General features: G+C 32.4%; 19 protein-coding genes. 7 read left to right on the plus strand and 12 right to left on the minus strand.

What is annotated here, in order from left to right; all coding sequences use genetic code 11:
* Positions 1-56: 56 nt before the first annotated feature.
* From murG to VLC96_RS07025, 9 genes are all read right to left on the minus strand, one after another.
* Positions 57-1,145, minus strand: a complete 1,089-nt coding sequence (murG, locus tag VLC96_RS06985) for an undecaprenyldiphospho-muramoylpentapeptide beta-N-acetylglucosaminyltransferase (RefSeq protein ID WP_325261646.1) — start codon at positions 1,143-1,145, stop codon at positions 57-59.
* 69 nt (positions 1,146-1,214) lie between these two features.
* Positions 1,215-2,537 carry an FtsW/RodA/SpoVE family cell cycle protein gene (locus tag VLC96_RS06990; RefSeq protein ID WP_325261648.1) on the minus strand — a complete coding sequence of 441 codons (1,323 nt, stop codon included), beginning with the start codon at positions 2,535-2,537 and terminating at the stop codon, positions 1,215-1,217.
* Between the two features lie 77 nt (positions 2,538-2,614).
* Positions 2,615-3,946: a UDP-N-acetylmuramoyl-L-alanine--D-glutamate ligase gene (murD, locus tag VLC96_RS06995; protein ID WP_325261650.1), complete on the minus strand. Its 1,332-nt coding sequence runs from the start codon at positions 3,944-3,946 to the stop codon at positions 2,615-2,617.
* A 1-nt stretch (position 3,947) separates the two neighbouring features.
* Positions 3,948-5,177 (minus strand): phospho-N-acetylmuramoyl-pentapeptide-transferase, encoded by a 1,230-nt coding sequence (gene mraY, locus VLC96_RS07000; RefSeq protein WP_325261652.1) that lies wholly within the window; start codon positions 5,175-5,177, stop codon positions 3,948-3,950.
* 6 nt (positions 5,178-5,183) lie between these two features.
* The gene (locus VLC96_RS07005; protein WP_325261654.1) at positions 5,184-6,647 is read right to left on the minus strand and encodes a UDP-N-acetylmuramoyl-L-alanyl-D-glutamate--2,6-diaminopimelate ligase; all 1,464 of its coding nucleotides are present in this window, start codon (positions 6,645-6,647) and stop codon (positions 5,184-5,186) included.
* Positions 6,644-8,650 (minus strand): penicillin-binding protein, encoded by a 2,007-nt coding sequence (locus VLC96_RS07010; RefSeq protein WP_325261656.1) that lies wholly within the window; start codon positions 8,648-8,650, stop codon positions 6,644-6,646. Before VLC96_RS07010 ends, VLC96_RS07005 begins: the two co-directional genes overlap by 4 nt.
* Entirely contained in the window at positions 8,641-8,988 is a 348-nt protein-coding gene (locus VLC96_RS07015) for an FtsL-like putative cell division protein (protein ID WP_325261658.1), read from the minus strand. The genes VLC96_RS07010 and VLC96_RS07015 overlap by 10 nt, the downstream gene beginning before the upstream one ends.
* A 6-nt stretch (positions 8,989-8,994) precedes the next feature.
* The gene (rsmH, locus tag VLC96_RS07020) at positions 8,995-9,903 is read right to left on the minus strand and encodes a 16S rRNA (cytosine(1402)-N(4))-methyltransferase RsmH (protein ID WP_325261660.1); all 909 of its coding nucleotides are present in this window, start codon (positions 9,901-9,903) and stop codon (positions 8,995-8,997) included.
* A complete protein-coding gene (locus VLC96_RS07025) occupies positions 9,878-10,351 on the minus strand; it encodes a division/cell wall cluster transcriptional repressor MraZ (RefSeq protein WP_325261661.1) in 474 nt (157 codons plus the stop codon). Before VLC96_RS07025 ends, rsmH begins: the two co-directional genes overlap by 26 nt.
* 372 nt (positions 10,352-10,723) lie before the next feature.
* Here VLC96_RS07025 and VLC96_RS07030 point away from each other — a divergent pair, with 372 nt between their 5' ends.
* The 5 genes from VLC96_RS07030 (at position 10,724) to VLC96_RS07050 (ending at position 15,208) form a co-directional block, all read left to right on the plus strand.
* Positions 10,724-11,497 (plus strand): alpha/beta fold hydrolase, encoded by a 774-nt coding sequence (locus tag VLC96_RS07030; protein ID WP_325261664.1) that lies wholly within the window; start codon positions 10,724-10,726, stop codon positions 11,495-11,497.
* A gap of 28 nt (positions 11,498-11,525) precedes the next feature.
* Entirely contained in the window at positions 11,526-12,146 is a 621-nt protein-coding gene (gene yihA, locus VLC96_RS07035) for a ribosome biogenesis GTP-binding protein YihA/YsxC (RefSeq protein ID WP_325261666.1), read from the plus strand.
* Between the two features lie 323 nt (positions 12,147-12,469).
* Positions 12,470-14,071, plus strand: a complete 1,602-nt coding sequence (locus VLC96_RS07040) for a hypothetical protein (RefSeq protein WP_325261667.1) — start codon at positions 12,470-12,472, stop codon at positions 14,069-14,071.
* 2 nt (positions 14,072-14,073) lie between these two features.
* Positions 14,074-14,631 carry a hypothetical protein gene (locus tag VLC96_RS07045; RefSeq protein ID WP_325261669.1) on the plus strand — a complete coding sequence of 186 codons (558 nt, stop codon included), beginning with the start codon at positions 14,074-14,076 and terminating at the stop codon, positions 14,629-14,631.
* Between the two features lie 10 nt (positions 14,632-14,641).
* Complete coding sequence (locus tag VLC96_RS07050) at positions 14,642-15,208, plus strand: hypothetical protein (protein WP_325261670.1); 567 nt, start codon at positions 14,642-14,644, stop codon at positions 15,206-15,208.
* Positions 15,209-15,293: 85 nt separating this feature from the next.
* Here VLC96_RS07050 and gldC read toward each other — a convergent pair whose 3' ends face one another.
* Both gldC and gldB read right to left on the minus strand, forming a co-directional pair.
* Positions 15,294-15,629, minus strand: a complete 336-nt coding sequence (gldC, locus tag VLC96_RS07055; protein ID WP_325261672.1) for a gliding motility protein GldC — start codon at positions 15,627-15,629, stop codon at positions 15,294-15,296.
* On the minus strand, positions 15,629-16,591 hold the full coding sequence (gldB, locus tag VLC96_RS07060; protein ID WP_325261674.1) for a gliding motility lipoprotein GldB: 963 nt from the start codon (positions 16,589-16,591) through the stop codon (positions 15,629-15,631). Before gldB ends, gldC begins: the two co-directional genes overlap by 1 nt.
* 91 nt (positions 16,592-16,682) lie before the next feature.
* Between gldB and nadE the strand changes: the two genes are divergently transcribed.
* A complete protein-coding gene (nadE, locus tag VLC96_RS07065; RefSeq protein ID WP_325261675.1) occupies positions 16,683-17,480 on the plus strand; it encodes an NAD(+) synthase in 798 nt (265 codons plus the stop codon).
* An 88-nt stretch (positions 17,481-17,568) separates the two neighbouring features.
* Entirely contained in the window at positions 17,569-18,198 is a 630-nt protein-coding gene (locus tag VLC96_RS07070; protein WP_115811977.1) for a response regulator transcription factor, read from the plus strand.
* Here VLC96_RS07070 and VLC96_RS07075 read toward each other — a convergent pair.
* Positions 18,195-19,286 (minus strand): toprim domain-containing protein (locus VLC96_RS07075; RefSeq protein ID WP_325261678.1); only part of this gene is annotated, 1,092 nt, incomplete at its 5' end. The genes VLC96_RS07070 and VLC96_RS07075 overlap by 4 nt on opposite strands.

The following is a 19,286-nucleotide window of genomic DNA, read 5'->3' on the forward strand; positions in this document are numbered from 1 at the left end:
ATATTAATTATATTTTGTTACTCAAATTGACATTATTATTGTCATTGTGATTGATATTATTTTATCAGTTTCACGATTTCGTCTGCGATTTGAACTGTTGCATTTGGCTTAGCCAATAACTTAATATTCTGACTTAATTGTTCTTGTTTTCCTTCATCTTTTATCAAAGATTCAAAAACCAAACTAAAATCTTCATCTAACTGCGATTCTTTTAGCAAAATTGCTCCTTTTTTGTTCACTATTGCCTGAGCATTTTTGGTTTGATGATCTTCTGCCACATTAGGCGATGGAATAAAAATCACAGGTTTTCCAACTATACATAATTCTGAAACCGAAGATGCTCCAGCGCGAGAAATCACAACATCTGCAGCAGCATAAACCAAATCCATTCTTTCAATAAAAGCTACAACTTGAACATTGTATTGATTGTATTTTTTATAATCTTCTAAATAAAATTTCCCACATTGCCAGATTACCTGAACATTTAAAGAAAGTAATTTATCTAATTCTTTTTCGATTAACTGATTGATTCTTCTTGCTCCGAGGCTGCCTCCTAGAATCAATAGTGTTTTTTTATTTTTATCTAATTTAAAATGCGTAATCGCTTCTTCCCTTTTGGATTGAATATCCAATAAATCCTGACGGACAGGATTTCCTGTTAGTTTTATTTTTTCTTGAGGAAAAAACCTTTCCAAATTATCATATGCGACACAGATACTATTTGCTTTTTTGCTCAACAACTTATTAGTAATTCCTGGATAGGAATTTTGCTCCTGAATAACAGTTGGAATATTCAGGCTATTAGCCACATTCAATAATGGTCCACTAGCAAAACCACCTGTACCGATAACTACATCTGGCTGGAATTCTTTAATTATTTTTCTAGATTTCCATAAACTGTCAATAAACTTAATTGGCAACATTAAATTTTGAATTGTTAATTTTCTTTGCAAACCAGCAATCCAAAGTCCTTTTATTTCGTATCCAGCCCGAGGTACTTTTTGCATTTCCATTTTATCTTTGGCACCAACAAACAAAATTTCGGCATCAGGAAAACGTGATTTTAATTCATTCGCAATCGCAATGGCAGGATAAATATGACCTCCTGTACCTCCTCCACTTAAAATAAATTTACGCTTTGCCATTTTTGAAAATTTCTAAATTATTCCTTTTATTATTTAATCGCAACGAATTACATTATAGCCAACTACCAATTATTTCAACACCGCATTCATCGGATTGGATGAATTATCTGTAATTGAATAATCGTTTGCATCAAAATCATCAATTCCACCTTTGGAATCAACTTCTTTAAGGTCAGCTTCCATTTCTTTATCTATAAGCCGTTGAAGAATTTCTTCTCTTTTTTCTTTATCTAATTTTTCCTTAGCAATTTCTTCTTCTTTTTTGGTTACACTCAAAATTATCCCAAGTCCAAAACAAGTCATCCAAATGGAACTACCTCCACTACTTATTAACGGTAAAGTTTGTCCTGTTACTGGCAATAATTCTACTGCGACGCCCATATTAATCAAGGCCTGAAAAATCATTGGAAATCCCAGTCCTATGACCACTAATTTTCCGAAAAGAGTATTTGCTTTATGAGAAGCAATTATAAATCGAACCAATAAAAGCATGTACAAAAGTAAAACTCCAAATCCTCCAATTATTAATCCGTATTCTTCAACAATAATGGCGTAAATAAAATCTGAAGAAGATTGTGGTAAAAAATTCTTTTGTACGCTCTTACCCGGACCTAAACCGTATAATTGTCCTGACGCAATAGCAATTTTTGCTTTTTCAATTTGATAGTCATCCTCACCAGCTTTATTGCCGATAAAATTTTCTATTCGGCTTTCCCAGGTTCTAACCCTGCTGAACAATTTAGCGTCAGGAAAAGCTTTAGAGAGTCCCCAGAAAAGAACAATAAACACAATCCCTGAACCTAATATAATTCCAATGTATTTCATTGGGTATTGCCCAATAAAAACGAGCATAAGAACCATTGCAAAAATAAAAGCCGTTGTTGAAAAATTGGCTGGTAAAATAAACATTAGTGTTATAAAAACCGGCGCCCAAAGCTCCCAAAGAGACGATTTGAACGTAATTGGGGTTTCTCTGGTTTTTGACAAATAACGAGCAACAAAGATGAATAAAACTATTGCTGCCAAAGTAGAAGTCTGAAAAGACAACCCTACGAAAGGAATTTGAATCCATCTACTCGCATTCGCTCCAGCAATTACAGTTCCTTTGACCAATGTGTACGCTAATAAAATCCATACTATTGGCAAACCCGCTTTTGAAATAGCTCTGAAATAATGGTAAGGTATATTATGTACCCAATAAATAATTGCAAAACCTAAACAGATATGAACAAAATGTTTAACCAAATAACCCAAAGTATTTCCAGTACCATGCCCTAAATACGCCAAATTACTACTCGCACTAAAAACAGGCATAAACGAAAACAGAGCCAATAGGGCCACATATGACCAAATGCCTTTATCTCCTTTTAACTTGCTAATTAGCTCTTTCATTTTTTTTGTTTAATGTTTAAAGTCGTTTAAGGTTTAAAGTTGAGTGATATTCACTTTAAACTTTTATTTCTTTTCTTTTATAAATTTTTAACTGCTTGTTTGAATTGTTTACCTCTATCTTCATAGCTTTCGAACAAATCAAAACTTGCACAGGCAGGCGATAACAAAACTGTATCTCCCTTTTCAGATAAACGCTGAGCCATTTTCACAGCTTCATTCATGCTGCTTACTTCAACCATGATATCGACAACATTACCAAAAGCATCGATAATTTTTTTATTATCAACTCCCAAACAAATAATAGCTTTTACTTTTTCGCGAACAAGAGACATTAATTCATGGTAATCATTTCCTTTATCAACACCACCAACTATCCAAATTGTTGGAGTAGTCATACTCTCCAAGGCAAAGAAAACAGAGTTTACATTGGTAGCTTTAGAGTCATTTATATATTGAACGTTCTGAATTTTCAATACTTTTTCCAATCGATGTTCAACACCTTGAAAATTAGACATACTTTCTCGGATAGTAGATTTTCTAATTTTCAAAATATTAGAAACAGATGCAGCCGCCATAGCATTTTTTAAATTATGTTTACCTTCTAATGAAATATGCTCTGTATCCATTATAAATTCTTCTTGATTGATCTTAACTTCCATTTTATTGTTTTTTAAATAAGCTCCTTCGCTGTACTCATCAGTTAACGAAAAAGGAATTAATTTGGCTTTTACTTTATTATTTTTCAACCATTCTGCAATGGCTTCATCATTTGCATCATAAATAAGGAAATCTTCCTCTGTCTGATTCATTGTAATTCTAAACTTTGAATCAATATAATTTTGATATTTGTAATCGTAACGATCCAAATGATCAGGACTTATATTTGTTATTATCGCAATATGTGGTCTGAAATTTATAATTCCGTCAAGCTGAAAACTGCTCAACTCAATGACATAATAATCATAATTATTATCTGCAACCTGCCATGCAAAACTTTTACCAACATTCCCGGCCAATCCAATATTCAAACCTGCCGCTTTCAAAATATGATGGGTCAACATCGTGGTAGTTGTTTTGCCATTACTACCCGTTATTCCTATACAAACAGCATTTGTAAAAGAAGATGCAAATTCAATCTCTGAGATCACCGAAATACCTTTGCTTCTCAGTTGCTTTACGATGGGCGATTTATCTGGAATACCAGGACTTTTCATCACCACATCAGCATTCAAAACCAAATCTTCAGTATGCTTCTCTTCTTCCCACGCGATTTCATTAATAATCAGTACCTCTTTGTAACTGTCTTTTATCTTTCCAGAATCAGAAACAAAAACATCATAACCTTGTTTTTTTCCCAGGATAGCAGTGCCTACACCGCTTTCTCCTCCTCCTAATATTACTAGTCTCATATTATCTCAATTTCAGTGTAACAATTGACAAAATGGCAAGCATAATTGCAACTACCCAAAATCGCGTGACTATCTTACTTTCATGATATCCTTTCTTCTGATAATGGTGATGCAGAGGAGACATTAAAAAAATCCTTCGTCCTTCGCCAAAGCGTTTTTTAGTATATTTAAAATAACTGACCTGTAAAACGACAGAGAAATTTTCGACTAGAAATATTCCACATAATAGGGGAATAAGTAATTCTTTTCTAACGGCAATTGCCAATACTGCAATGATTCCACCAATTGTCAAACTTCCTGTATCACCCATAAAGACCGAAGCTGGATAGGAATTGTACCAAAGAAAACCAATCAACGCACCGAGAAACGAAGCTATAAAAACGGTCATTTCCCCAGAATTGGGTATGTACATTATATTTAAATAATTAGAGAAAATAATATTACCCGAAACGAAAGTAAAAATAGCCAGCGCAAAGACCGAAACTGCCGAAGTTCCCGCAGCTAATCCATCAATTCCATCGGTTAAATTGGCTCCATTTGAAACTGCGGTGATAATAAAAATCACAATTGGAATAAATACCAACCAAGCCCATTTTTCATAACCATCACCAGTCCAAGCTAGTAATTCAGCATAATCAAATTCATTATTTTTAAAGAAAGGAATAGTTGTAGCAGTAGATTTTTCTTCAACAGGAACTTGTTTAATCACTGTTTCCGTAGTTGTTCTAAAAACATCGCTTTTCCCTGTATCTGTTCTAACAGTAACAGCAGGACTAAAATAAAGCACCGAACCAACAATTACTCCTAAACCTACCTGACCAAAAACCTTAAAAATTCCTTTAAGCCCTTCTTTATCTTTCTTGAATATTTTGATATAATCATCAATAAAACCAATAGTTCCCATCCACAATGTGGTGACAATCAATAAGACGATATAAATATTTTGCAATTTTGCAAAAAGTATCACCGGAACCAAAGTTGCGAATATGATAATAATTCCCCCCATTGTTGGTGTGCCAGCTTTTTCATTTTGTCCAGCCAATCCTAATTCTCGAACTGTCTCACCAACTTGTTGTCTACTTAAAAAACTAATAATACGCTTTCCATAAATAGTTGACAATAATAACGACAACATCAACGCCAAAGAAGATCTAAAGGTGATGTATTGAAAAACTCCCGTTCCAGGAACATCCATTACTTTGTCTAAATATTGAAATAAATAGTATAGCATATTGTTTTATTTTAATAGTTGGTCTAAAATTTCTTTTACATTTTTCATATCATCAAAATCATGACGTACACCTTTGATTTCCTGATAAGTTTCGTGTCCTTTTCCAGCAATCAATATAATATCGTTGGGTTGTGCCATTTGACAAGCCGTTTTGATTGCTTGAAACCTATCGGTAATTGACAATACCTTTTTGAAATTTTGAGCTTGCACTCCTTTTTCCATTTCGTGAATAATAGCTTCAGGTTCTTCGTTTCGAGGATTATCAGAAGTTAGAATTACTTTATCGCTTAGTTCTGTTGCAATGTTTGCCATAACCGGACGTTTTGCTGTATCCCTGTTACCACCACATCCTACAACTGTAATTAATTGTTCGTTATTGGTACGGACATCTTTAATCGTGTTCAGAACATTTTCAAGTGCGTCTGGTGTATGAGCGTAATCTACAATTGCAGTTATATTAGTATTGGAAACAATATATTGAAATCTTCCAGATACACTTTCTAATTCAGACATCAATCGAAGCACTTCAAAACTTTCAAGACCTAACTCAACTGCCGCTCCATATATCGCTAAAAGATTATAAGCGTTGAATGTCCCGATTAACTTTACCCATACTTCGTTATCGTTTATTTTCAACAACAATCCTGACAATTGATTTTCTAGAATTAGTGCTTTATAATCTGCATATGTTTTTAAAGCATAAGTCAATTTTCTGGCAGAAGTATTTTGAAGCATCACTGGGCCATTTTTATCATCACTATTTGTTAAAGCAAAAGCGGTATTTGGCAAGTGATCAAAAAATGATTTTTTAACGTCTCTATATTCAGCAAATGTTGGGTGATAATCTAAATGATCGTGTGAAAGATTCGTAAAAATTCCACCTTTAAAATGCAATGCTTCGGTACGTTTTTGATGAATTCCATGAGAACTCACTTCCATAAAACAATATTCTACGCCAGCTTCAATCATTTCATTTAGAAAATAATTGATGGTTATGGAATCCGGAGTTGTATGAGTTGCTTTGTGTTCTTCTTCATCTACTAAAATCTTAACCGTTGACAACAAACCTACTTTAAAACCAGCTTTTTTAAACAATTGATACAGTAATGAGGCAATTGTTGTTTTGCCATTGGTTCCTGTAATGCCAACCAATTTTAATTTTTGAGAAGGATTTCCGTAAAAATTAGCAGCCATAAAAGCCAAAGCAGCATTTGTATCTTTTACTTGCACATACGTAACACCACTTCTCAAAGTCGTTGGAAGAGTATCGCAAATAACTACCGTAGCTCCTAACCCAATTGCTTTTTCTATAAAATCATGTCCATCTGAAATTGTACCGCGAATTGCCACAAAAACATCATTTTGCTCAATTTTTCTTGAATCAAAATGCAGTTGATTTATAGTTATTTCTGTAGAACCTGTAACAGATTCTATCGCTACTTTATACAATATATCTTTTAGTATACTCATAATAATTCCAATTGGATTGACGAATCCTTAACTATATTTTGACCTGCCTGCAGAGATTGTGATTTTACTTTCCCTGTTCCAACAGCTTTAACTTTTAATCCTAAATTTTCTAACAACGCAACAGCATCCATTCCTGGCATCCCTTTTACATTAGGAATTACATTTTGTTTTTTTTCAACTTTAGCATAATATTCATTATAACTATTGTCTTGTTTCGGATTAGGACGATCTAATTTTTTGATAACATTTGTAGATGGTGTCTCTGTAAATATTTTTTGAGCTATTCTCTTAAAAACAGGTCCAGCAACATCTGCACCATAGTAATTATTATTGGCTGTATTAGGTTTATGAACCACTACAATACAGGAATACTTCGGATCATTTACTGGAAAATAACCCACAAATGAAGATGCATAATGTTTATCTACTCCACCATTTTTTGCATAATTAACCGCAGCCGTCCCAGTTTTTCCTGCCATGGGGAAATCCTTAGTATACAATTTAGAAGCTGTTCCTTTTTTTACCACATTGGCCAAAACAGCTTGAATTTTACGCAACGTTTCATCAGAACATATTTTGGAATTAGTAACTTCAGTATTATATTTTTTTATGGTTTTGTCCCATTCTTTTACCTCTGTAACTAACATTGGTTTTACCATAACACCATTATTAGCAATCGCGTTATACAATGTTAATGTTTGTAATGGTGTAACCGAAACTCCATATCCAAAAGCCATCCAAGGCAAAGAAACATTAGACCAATGCTTTTTGTCGCTTGGTTGTGGTATATATGGCACTCCTTCTCCCTTAAAAGCCAAACCTAACTTTTTATTCAATCCTAATGAATTTACGTGATTTACAAATTTGGAAGGATTGTTTTTATAATTGTCATAAACAGCCTGAACCATTACTGTGTTTGAAGAAAGCTCAAACCCTCTTGCTAAAGATATTTTTCCATATCCGCCATCATGAGAATCACGAACTTTACGACCATAATAAGTAATTATACCTTTACGACTATCATATACAGTACTTGTATCTGCGACTTTGTCCTCTAAAATAGCAATCAAATCAACTAATTTAAAAGTCGATCCAGGCTCATGAGATTCAGCGTAAGCATAATTAGTAGTTTCATAATAGGTGCCATCAGTTGCTCTTCCTAAATTAGAAATTGCTTTGATCTGGCCGGTTTTGGTTTCCATAACTACAACGCAACCATGATCAGCTTCATATTCTTCCAATTGTTTTAGCAATGCATGATGAGCAATATCCTGAATATAAACATCGATAGTCGAAATTATGTCATAACCATCCTGAGGTTCTACTTCGTTTACATCACGAATCGGTTTCCATTGCCCTTTGGCAATTTTTTGCTTTAATATTTTACCGTCTTTCCCATTAAGATACTCACGAAAAGCCCATTCAATTCCTTTTCCATCAGAAACACCATTAAGCATTGTTCGCTCATATCCAATTGTTCTTTCAGCAATTTTTCCAATCGGATGTTCTCTAATTGTTTTTTGCTCAATTATAATCCCTCCTTTGTAGGCACCCAGATTAAATAATGGAAAACCTTTAATTTTCATATATTGTGTATAGCTCAATTTTTGAGCTATCAAATAATATCTGTTTTTATGTTCTCTGGCTTTTCGTAGCTCATTCTGAATTGTGCTACTCGATTTTTTAAACATAAATCCCAATGAATCTGCCAATGATTTTACATTTTTTTCAAAATTCTCTGTTGATGGAGCAACAGCGTCAAAACGAATGGCATAATTAGGAATTGAAGTCGCCAAGAGACTTCCATCAGCAGAATAAACGTTTCCTTTATTAGCAGGTATAACAAAATTCCTAACCGTTCTTTCTTTAGCTAATTCTCTGTAATGGTCACCATCGACCCATTGAATATTAGTTAATTTAACTGCAACGGCAATTGCCATCACAAAGATGATAAAGGCAACCAAATAGGTTCTATAGGATATATATTTATCGTCTACTGCCATATTCTTTCTAAGAAACTTTTTTCTTTATCTTCTTTAACTTCAATTTTTACCGGAGGAACTGTAGATGGAAAAATTTGTCTTTCTTCCATTTTTGCCGAAACCGTAGATTCCATTTTTAATTTCATCAACTCAGAACGTTTATCGACAAACTCAGAACGAAGCTCCTTTACCTTATTAGTTAGTTCAACTATTTTAAATACTTTTTGTTCGTAACGTTGTGTATTTGCAATCATTATTATAGCTAGTAAAATCACAAAAACGATAAAACGCCAATTTTTAACTGCGTTATCGTCAATAAGGAATTGTGCTTTTAATATGTTATAAATTCCACCTTTCATTATATATTACTTTTTTTCTGCAATTCTTAACTTAGCACTTCTGGCGCGGTTATTTAATTTTATTTCGTCATTATCTGGAACAATTAATTTTCCAACTGTATTAAAAGGAACAGAGAAATTACCATAAAAATCACGCTCTGGCTCTCCTTCAAACATTCCATTTTTTATAAACCTTTTGACTAATCTGTCTTCTAATGAATGATAAGAAATCACGCTTAATCGTCCTCCTGGTTTCAAAACTTCGAGGGATTGCTCCAAAAATTCTTTTAAAACATCCATCTCTTGATTTACTTCAATTCTAATTGCCTGATATATTTGAGCCAAAATTTTATTTCGGACTCTTTCTGGCAAATATTTCATCAAAACTTCTTTTAATTCTTCGGTGGTTTTGATCGGATGTTTTTCTCTTGCTTCGATGATAGTTCTTGCTAAAGCTGGAGCATTTTTCAATTCGCCATAATCAAAAAACACTCTTCGTAAATTGGCATCATCATATTCATTGACCACTCTATAAGCATTTAAATCATTTTTCTGACTCATTCTCATATCCAATCCAGCATCAAATCGGGTCGAAAAACCTCTTTCGGCAACATCAAACTGATGTGAAGAAACTCCCAAATCTCCCAGAATGCCATCCACTTCTTTCACACCATAAAAGCGTAAAAATCTTTTTATAAATCTGAAATTCTCATTTATCAATGTAAACCTCTCGTCTGGCAATGCATTTGCCACAGCATCTTCATCCTGATCGAAAGCAAATAATTTTCCATTAGGGCCTAATCGTCTTAATATTTCTTTTGAATGACCTCCACCGCCAAACGTAACATCAACATAAATCCCGTCAGGCTTTATATTTAAACCATCCACTGTAGGATGAAGCAGTACTGGATTATGATATTCCATTGTCGTCGTCATTTAAATTTCCCATTACTTCTTCGGCTAAATCTGCAAAATCAACGTCTTCACCATCAATTGATTTTTCATACAACTCTTTATCCCAAATTTCTACAATGCTCACCGCTGAAGAAAAAACTACATCCTTAAATACATTTGCATAAACCACTAAATCTTTCGGAATCAACAATCTGCCCAAAGCATCTATCTCTACCACCTTAACACCAGCAGTAAAACGACGAATAAAATCATTGTTTTTTTTAACGAATCTATTAAGTTTGTTGATTTTTGCCATCATCAAATCCCACTCTTCCATCGGATACAATTCAAGACATTTCTGAAACACAGAACGCTTCAAAACAAAACCGTTTTGAAGCGAGGAAGCCAATTGCTTTTTTAAAGGAGCAGGCAATAAAACCCGTCCTTTAGCATCGACTTTACACTCATATGTACCTATAATTGTGTTCAAGCGAAATATATATTAATTGTATAAAGCAAAAATATATAAATTTTTACCACAATTTACCACTATATACCACTTTGTTAATAAGTTTAACCACTTTTACTCAAAAACGCACTGTTTATAGCCTTTTAATTCACTAACTTTAAGAGTAATAATTAGTTATAAAAATTATTATTTGAAAAAAAACCAACATTTTCAATTATTAAACGATAACCTTAAAAGCATAAATAAAGCATTATTTAATTGTTAAAAATCAACTGAAAATACAATATTGATTTGCTGTCATGAGCGATTTAAAAGGATAAAAAAGTGTTACTAAAATTCGTTTTAATTTTTTAAACCCTATATTTGTGACAAATTGAAATTGTCATTTAAAATATGGAAAAATATTATAAAAAAGAGGGCAAATACGGATATTACGAAGCCGGAGAAGGAATTCCGATTGTCATCTTACATGGTTTAATGGGAGGATTAAGTAATTTTGATGCTGTAGCTAGTTATTTTTCAAATAAAGGCTATAGAATTATCATTCCCGATTTACCTATTTACACTCAAAACATATTAAAAACTAACGTAAAAAGTTTTGCTGTTTACGTAAAAAACTTTATTACTTACAAAAAATTAGATAGAGTTATTCTTTTAGGAAATTCGCTAGGAGGACATATCGCATTATATCACACAAAAATGTTTCCTGAAAAAGTATCAGGGCTTGTAATAACTGGAAGTTCAGGGCTTTACGAAAGCGCTATGGGGGACAGTTATCCAAAAAGAGGTGATTATGAATACATCAAGAAAAAAGCTGAAGATGTTTTTTATGATCCAAAAATTGCAACTCCTGAACTTATCGACGAGGTATATGCCACTGTAAATGATCGTATAAAATTGATTAAAACTCTGACTATTGCAAAAAGTGCAATTCGTCATAATATGGCAAAAGATTTACCAAAAATGCACGTTCAAACCTGTATTATTTGGGGAAAAAATGATAAGGTTACTCCTCCCGATGTAGCAGAAGAATTCCATAAATTATTACCAAATTCTACGCTATACTGGATTGACAAATGTGGTCACGCAGCCATGATGGAACAGCCAGAAGAATTTAATGCTCATCTGGAAGATTGGCTGACTCATACACATTTGGCTGAACACTAATTAACGGAGAATTTTACACTCAAAAAACATGAAAATTAATACTGCCGAATTCATTATAAGCAACTCAGATGTAAGCAAATGTCCAAAGGATTTCTTGCCAGAATATGCTTTTATTGGTAGATCCAATGTTGGAAAGTCATCATTAATTAACATGTTGACCAATCAAAAGAAGCTAGCAAAAACATCTGGAAGACCTGGAAAAACACAGCTTATCAATCACTTTTTAATAAATAGTAATTGGTTTTTGGTAGATTTACCCGGTTATGGTTATGCTAAAGTTTCTAAAAAGACAAAATCTGTTTTTCAGGAATTCATCACCGATTATTTTGAAAAAAGAGAACAATTAGTTTGTGCTTTTGTTTTAATAGATATCCGTCACGAAGCTCAAAAAATAGATCTTGAATTCATGGAATATATGGGCGAAAGCGAAATCCCATTCTGTATTATTTTTACCAAAGCCGATAAAATTAGCCGGGTAAAAATTGATTCACATATCGCCGCTTACAAAAAACAAATGTTTGCCAATAACTGGGCCGAAATGCCACGATACTTTGTAACTTCATCAACAGAAACAATTGGCAAAGAAGAATTATTAAATTACATCGACGAGGTAAATCAAGAAGTTTTTAAAAATAATTCGGAGTTTTAAAAAGTTAAGTTTCACAATAAAAAATATCCCAAAACTGAAATTTCAGTTTTGGGATATTTTATTTCTATATAGCTTTCACAACGGTTTTAAAAAACTATATAATTTCTTAATCTATTTTTTAGATTAAGAAATTACAATTTCTTAAAAAAATTATTTCTTTATAAACTATAAAGAAAACAACTATAAATATGCATTCATTTGAAAGAAAAAACTTTATTAATATTTTTTTACTATATTTATACAATATTAACAATGTAAACCGGTTTTAATTTTATGAAAACAAAACAAAACAAAACAGAACAAAACTATGTACGATTCTTTATTTGCCACTTATTGTCTTTAGCTTTTATTCATGTCAAAATGAATTAATAGATAGTAATGAAAAAGCTATAAGTCAAATCAAAGCCATAGAAGTAATTGATGGCAGGCTAGCTTTTGAGTCTAAGGACGCCTTAACTAAAATCTATGTCGAGTACGCTGAGGCATCAAACGAAAAAATAAGTAATTATTTGGAGCCATTATACAAACAAAATTTTTATTCTTTAAGACCTATTGTTACTGAAAAAAATGAAGAATTTTTATATAATTACTACAAAAATAAAAAAGAAGAAACCCAAATTTTTGAAAAAAATAACACTCAAAAATCTTCAAACGATCTTGAATATTTAGACAATTCTGAAAAAATTATTGGAGATGATACATTTGCAGCATTTTTAAATAGTGATGGAGAAATTCAAATTGCAAATGTTATTTATAAATATACTGATGTCGGCTTATTCTATACTGCAAAAAATAATTTTGCCGATTTGCTTTTATATTTAAAAAACAAAAATATCTCAACCACATTGACAAAAGAAACAGCATTATACGTTAAAGAAAAATTCAATACTGACTTTCCTAAAACAGGAGAAACTCCAGTAAATGAAAACGTTACTTTATATAAAATTGCTCCTATAGATCCTGAAGATGGTGGAGGAGGTGGAGCTCCTTATGTGCCTGCTCCAAATTCCCCAGTATCAACTGATCCAAGTTATAATGCATTTTTAAACAATTTAAGTAGTTGTGATCCACATAGTGGAATATTTGGGGATTTATTTGGAGATAATGATGTTTGTATAGATCAATACGAAGGTCACAGAAGGGTTAAAACCAAGGCATTCAATTATGACTACTTATTAGTATATCACATGGGAATAAAAGTTGTACATCAATTTAAAGGATGGACTGGTTTGTGGAGAGATGAAGAAGCTGATGAAATAAGACTCGTTCTGGAAGCTGCTCAATTTACATATGATTTAGACAAATTGCTTGGTAATACTGCCATAAACAACCAAACAAAAGAACGAGCTTATTTCCTTAATAATCAAAGAATAGTATATTACCCAAATACGATCACTGTGCCTAATGTGGTAGGGCCCTCAACAACATACTTCAATATGACATCATTACCGCCACTTTTTCAAGATGATTTGACTTTTGAATTTTTTAGTACTGGTAATAGCTGGCTAGATGGTCAAATTCAGAATGGAATTGATAGTAATTTAAAAGCAACAAAACTAAATGCTTACTTCTATAATGAACTATATTCAACAATCACCTCAGAACTTCGTGCAGCAACAAACAATAGTTCATATAATCCGCCAGCTAACAGGACATTTGTTGCTAAATTTCCCGAAAACGGAAAAATGGTTATTCAAAAATCTTTAGTAGATAAGGGTGCATACCTTGCTGTTCGACAAAAAACATTTGATTGGGGAGGTGAGATTGCTATATCTGCTTCTACTTCTGGATCTGAGGGATGGAAAATATCAGGTGGAGCAGGAAATCAACTTGCCAGACCATCCAATTTTAGAGTAAAAATTATTGGTGCTATATACAACAATGGTGGATGGCATGGAAGTAAATTTAATACGGGTATTGACTAATTATGATAAAAAAAATAATTATAGGCCTACTATTTCTTTCTACTACTCTTTATTCTCAAAATAAAAAGAAGTCTATAATAGACTTTATAAATATGACATCTTTGTCAACTGTTAAAAACACTGAAAGCTATTTTACAAGATATAGTACAGATAAAGATAGGAGTAACAAGGGTTTTTCTTTTGACTTAAACAGCATTTATGGTATTCGGTTTTATAATCACGTAGCCATTTCAGCTGGAATAAGTTTAAATTATAATGTAGACGAAACTTTTTTTTCAACTCCTTATATAGTTGATTTAAGGGTTTTTACAAATGAAAACGGTAGCAATCGTTTTTTTGCCTATTTACAAACTGGCAAAAACATTAAATGGTCCGACTCGTTTAATGGTGACGGTTTCTCTGCTAAAATGGGTGTGGGTATCATAGTTAAATATGACCAACACATATCATACTATATAGATTTACTAAAGAAAAATAATGAAATTGAAATTGAAAAAAATAAAGACAAAGGCTGGTATAACACTACCGGCTTTGGAATTTCTTTAGGTTTAATTTTTTAAAAATCATAAAATGAATATAAAAATTATTTATTTGAGTTTAGCCATATCTTTATGTCAACTCATAAATGCACAAAGTACGGGCGTAGAAAAAAACATTTTTGGAATACAAATAGGAACATTTGGAATTTGGGGAAATTTGGAGTCTAGACTTACAAATAGCATAGCATTACGGAGTGAGATAGGAATTGATAGTGGGATTTGGGGCGGAAATTTTTATCCTGAAACTGGCTACGTTTTAACTCCGGTATTAACCTTAGAACCAAGGTGGTATTATAATCTTAATACACGAATTAAAAAGTCAAAAAATATCAGTAACAACAGTGGTAATTTTGTTTCCTTAAAATCAAGCTACCATCCAAACTGGTTTGCCGTTTCAAATTATGACAATGTGCAGATAGTACCTGATCTCTCAATCATTCCTACCTGGGGAATAAGAAGATCTATTGGTAAAAATTTTAATTATGAAGCTGGTATTGGTATTGGATATAGATATTATTTTGCAAAAAATTCGGGGTATTCATCTAACTCCAGTGATGCTGCAGTTAATTTAGATTTACGAATAGGATATACTTTTTAAAGAAGAGTAATTACAATTTAATACATTTTAGAAACAAAAAACCCAAAACCGAATTTTCAGTTTTGGGATATTTTTTTAACTAAAATTATTGTTTCAAATCTAGCTTTTCAGCAAAATAATCACAGAAGTCAAGCATAGTATCCGACATCTTTTCATCATTTGTTGCTCTTTTAAAAGTTTCAGCCATAGAAACTAATGTTTGATGAAAGAAAATTTTCATTTCATCAACTGGCATATCTTTCGTCCATAAATCAATGCGCATACTTTCTTTGGCCTTGTGATCCCAAACATTCAGCATAATAGCTTTTGATTCCGAAAGCTCTATTCCGCCATCTTGCGCTGTCCAAAAAAGTTTTTCTGGCACACGGTTTTCGTCTAATTCGACTAAAAATTTAATTTCTGAGGTATTATCTTTTGACATTATTTCTTGGGTTTGTATTTTGATTTTTCGAAAATTTCTTTGGCATCTATTTTTAATAACTGATCAACCGTAACATTAGTATTATTTTCCATAAAAGAACGAACAATTTGCCATCCTATCCACGCTCCAACTCTTCCAGGAGATTCATTATCTATTTCTAAATAGAACTTAGAAAATGGCGATGGATCAATAAAACGAGAATTTAACTTTTGATCATCACTATAAAGCATCTCTCTTTCAATAAAATAGCGCCAAATATAACTTTCATTTTCCTGACACCAAACAATTTGCTCAGGAGTATATCCCATTTTCTCAGCATCGGTATATTCGGGAAGCAAAATATCTTTCAAATAGAGTTGCTTACCAAAATAAATCATTTGAGATAATAAATTCTTATCTGTTGGAGGAGCAATTTTACCTATAGAAAAACTAGTCACGACGTCTGGCATTATCTGTCTTTCCTCAAAATTTTGTTTCAAATATTTAGGAAACTGATAAAAACGATGTTCTTTTCCTAAGTATAATTCTAATGAAATAATCACCAAAGAATCAGCATAAATTGCTTTGTTCGTATAATCCATATCCGAAATTAACGTAATCACTTTCGGCGTTTTTGTCTTTGGAAAATAATATTTCATATGTTGTACCAAGGCTTCAACTTCTTTCTGGATTCCATCAGTTGTCGGGTATTTTTTTTGAACTTCAGTATAAACTTCTCTCCAAATTGGCTCTTTCATTTTATTCAACCAAACAGTATCATTAATTTTTGGTGAAAAGAAATAAGGATACTGTTTTTTCAATTTAGCCAAATCCTTTGGAGAAGTTTCAAAGAACTGTTTATCAAAACGTTCCACTTTAATATCTGCAACTGGAGTTTCTTCGATAGCCTTTTCCACTTTACTCTTTTGATCACAAGACCAAAAAAGAAAACAAAAAACTATCGGCATAAGATATAATTTCATTTGTAATATTTTATTTAAATTTGTTACGAGAGTAACCTTAAAGTTATTTTTTTGCAAATATACATTCCTGCTTTTTAAAACTTAAACTATTATGACTAAAAAAAGAACCCTAGAAATAGACAAGGTAAACACCCAAATTGTTGCATGGCTAAAAAGCTACGCAGAAGATTCTAAAGTCAACGGATTTGTAATAGGAATTTCAGGCGGAATAGATTCGGCTGTAACCTCAACCCTTTGTGCTCAGACGGGCTTAAAAGTATTATGTGTAGAAATGCCAATTCATCAGGCACCAAGTCATGTATCCAGGGCCAAAGAACATATTGAGCAATTGAAAAACAGATTTCCAAATGTGACCAATGCAGTTGCAGACTTGACCTCAGTATTCGAAACTTTCAAACAAGAAGTTCCAACAACAGATGACCAAGCCAAAGTAAATTTATCACTTGCCAATACTAGAGCTCGTTTGCGAATGACAACGTTATATTATTTTGCTGGAATTCATGGCTTATTGGTGGCAGGAACGGGAAATAAAGTAGAAGACTTTGGCGTAGGATTTTATACTAAATATGGTGATGGTGGAGTAGATTTAAGTCCAATTGCCGATTTAATGAAATCGGAAGTGTATCAATTAGGAGAATATTTAAAAGTTCCTAATTCTATTTTGACTGCTGCACCAACTGATGGATTATTTGGTGATAATCGATCTGATGAAGACCAAATAGGTGCCAGTTATGACGAATTGGAATGGGCAATGGAGGCTGATAAAACTGAAATTGATGTTAACGCATTGACAGAGCGTCAAAAAATAGTTCTAAATATTTACAAAAAGCTTAACAAAAGTAACCAACATAAGATGAATCCGATACCAGTTTGTATAATAAACTGTTAAAAAAAAATATTTTGTCCGAAAAATTATACTTATAAGGAAATATTTTTTTAATTTTATCTCTTCAAAAACAATCCTAAAACTAAATACCATGATTAAAGTTTGTTTAGCAGATAACTATCCTGTAGTACATTTTGGAATTAAATCGTACTTCAAAGACCATTCAGAAATATCAATCGTTGCGAACGTTGGTAATTTCGCAATGGTAAAAGACATTCTACTTTCAAAGGAGATAGATGTTCTTGTGTTGGACTTAGAACTTGAAGGCTTATCAAGTATTTTCGAAATCAAATCGGTTTTGAAAAATTTCCCAAAAACAAAAATCGTTTTTTACAGCGGACTTTCAGAACAAATTTACGCGCCAAATGCTATTAAAGCAGGGGTTTCGGGATTTGTTCACAAAACTGAAAAATTGGAAACTTTAGGTCAATCGATCATTAAAGTAAACCAAGGAAAAATCATCATGAATGAAGCTGTGATGAAAAACATTGCTTTGATTGCAAAACAAAGCAAAAGTGAGCGTTTATACAGAAAACTTTCAAATCGTGAAGTTGAAGTATTGCGTTATTTAAGTGATGGTAAGAAAAACCACGAAATCGCTGAGATTTTATCACTTAACGAAAAAACAATCAGTACTTACAAATTACGATTGTTGACAAAATTAAACGTTACAAATCTAGTAGATTTAGTAAACAAAGCTAAAACATTAGAAATCGTTTAACTGTAACGAGACATTACTCTCCCCAATTTACTTGAAAAAGAATTAATTAGTTTGTAGTAATCCATCGCTAAAGACATTGACTCTGTATTATCTGCACCTGGTTCAGTTGATACAGAGTTTTTTAATTCATCTATAATTTTATCTACTAAATACCAACGCAAAGTCAATATTGTTTCTGAAACGTATTGAGCAATGGTTTCATTTTTTGTTTTTGGGATAATATTTTGCCCTTCCCAATTGTGCAGCACTAATCGTTCATCTTCCATTAAAATATCAGTCACTTCCTGAGCAAAATCAGAATTCAAATGCATTAAATATTTCTCAATCTCTACATTTTCATTTTGCAGATAATACTGAATTAAATCATTAAAAATATCACGAAACAAAGGATTAGCAAGCTCTACTTCATCTTCTTGTAAACTCAAATAAATTCGGTTGTAAACTTTATATTCTTTCTTTTCTGTCACAACTTCGATTTCACCTGAATCGTTAGTTCTTAAATAATTATCTTCGAATTCTTCGGTTTTATTACCGTATAACAATAGAATCTCAATTATTTTTCGCTCCAGACGATATAAAACATCCACTTTGGCAGTTTGAGCAGGGCTCTCATTTTTTACAATTTCAAAAGCTTTTTGTTCCTGTTTTATTTTTTTCCCAACCTCATCAACATCTTTTTTAACCAACTGAGCCAATGTACTGGTCAAAACCTGTTCGGATATATCCATAATTCTCGAACATTCCTGAATGTAAATTTCACGTTGAATTCTATCTGGTATTTTAGAAATGCTAGCAACCATGTCTCTAATCAAATCAGCTTTCTTAACCGGATCATTTTTGGCTTCATTCATCAAAAGAGAAGCTTTGAACTGAATGAAATCTTTAGCATTTTTATCTAAATATGCTACTAAATCATCATGTGAATTCTTTCTAGCAAAACTATCTGGATCCTCGCCATCAGGAAAAGTACAAACTTTTACATTCATTCCTTCTTCTAAAATCAGATCAATTCCGCGTACTGAAGCACGAAGTCCAGCCGCATCACCATCAAAAAGAACCGTGATATTTTTGGTCAATCTATTAATTAA

The sequence above is a fragment of the Flavobacterium sp. genome (genome assembly GCF_035456085.1).
GTDB lineage: Bacteria > Bacteroidota > Bacteroidia > Flavobacteriales > Flavobacteriaceae > Flavobacterium.

Excerpts from the sequence above, each read along its gene's own strand:
- rsmH (WP_325261660.1), bottom strand. The coding sequence starts at position 9,903 with ATGACGACGACAATGGAATATCATAATCCAGTACTGCTTCATCCTACA.
- VLC96_RS07030 (WP_325261664.1), top strand. The coding sequence starts at position 10,724 with ATGGAAAAATATTATAAAAAAGAGGGCAAATACGGATATTACGAAGCC.
- VLC96_RS07045 (WP_325261669.1), top strand. The coding sequence starts at position 14,074 with ATGATAAAAAAAATAATTATAGGCCTACTATTTCTTTCTACTACTCTT.
- nadE (WP_325261675.1), top strand. The coding sequence starts at position 16,683 with ATGACTAAAAAAAGAACCCTAGAAATAGACAAGGTAAACACCCAAATT.
- VLC96_RS07070 (WP_115811977.1), top strand. The coding sequence starts at position 17,569 with ATGATTAAAGTTTGTTTAGCAGATAACTATCCTGTAGTACATTTTGGA.
- VLC96_RS07010 (WP_325261656.1), bottom strand. The coding sequence starts at position 8,650 with ATGGCAGTAGACGATAAATATATATCCTATAGAACCTATTTGGTTGCC.
- murD (WP_325261650.1), bottom strand. The coding sequence starts at position 3,946 with ATGAGACTAGTAATATTAGGAGGAGGAGAAAGCGGTGTAGGCACTGCT.
- murG (WP_325261646.1), bottom strand. The coding sequence starts at position 1,145 with ATGGCAAAGCGTAAATTTATTTTAAGTGGAGGAGGTACAGGAGGTCAT.
- mraY (WP_325261652.1), bottom strand. The coding sequence starts at position 5,177 with ATGCTATACTATTTATTTCAATATTTAGACAAAGTAATGGATGTTCCT.
- yihA (WP_325261666.1), top strand. The coding sequence starts at position 11,526 with ATGAAAATTAATACTGCCGAATTCATTATAAGCAACTCAGATGTAAGC.
- gldB (WP_325261674.1), bottom strand. The coding sequence starts at position 16,591 with ATGAAATTATATCTTATGCCGATAGTTTTTTGTTTTCTTTTTTGGTCT.
- VLC96_RS07005 (WP_325261654.1), bottom strand. The coding sequence starts at position 6,647 with ATGAGTATACTAAAAGATATATTGTATAAAGTAGCGATAGAATCTGTT.
- VLC96_RS07015 (WP_325261658.1), bottom strand. The coding sequence starts at position 8,988 with ATGAAAGGTGGAATTTATAACATATTAAAAGCACAATTCCTTATTGAC.
- gldC (WP_325261672.1), bottom strand. The coding sequence starts at position 15,629 with ATGTCAAAAGATAATACCTCAGAAATTAAATTTTTAGTCGAATTAGAC.
- VLC96_RS06990 (WP_325261648.1), bottom strand. The coding sequence starts at position 2,537 with ATGAAAGAGCTAATTAGCAAGTTAAAAGGAGATAAAGGCATTTGGTCA.
- VLC96_RS07050 (WP_325261670.1), top strand. The coding sequence starts at position 14,642 with ATGAATATAAAAATTATTTATTTGAGTTTAGCCATATCTTTATGTCAA.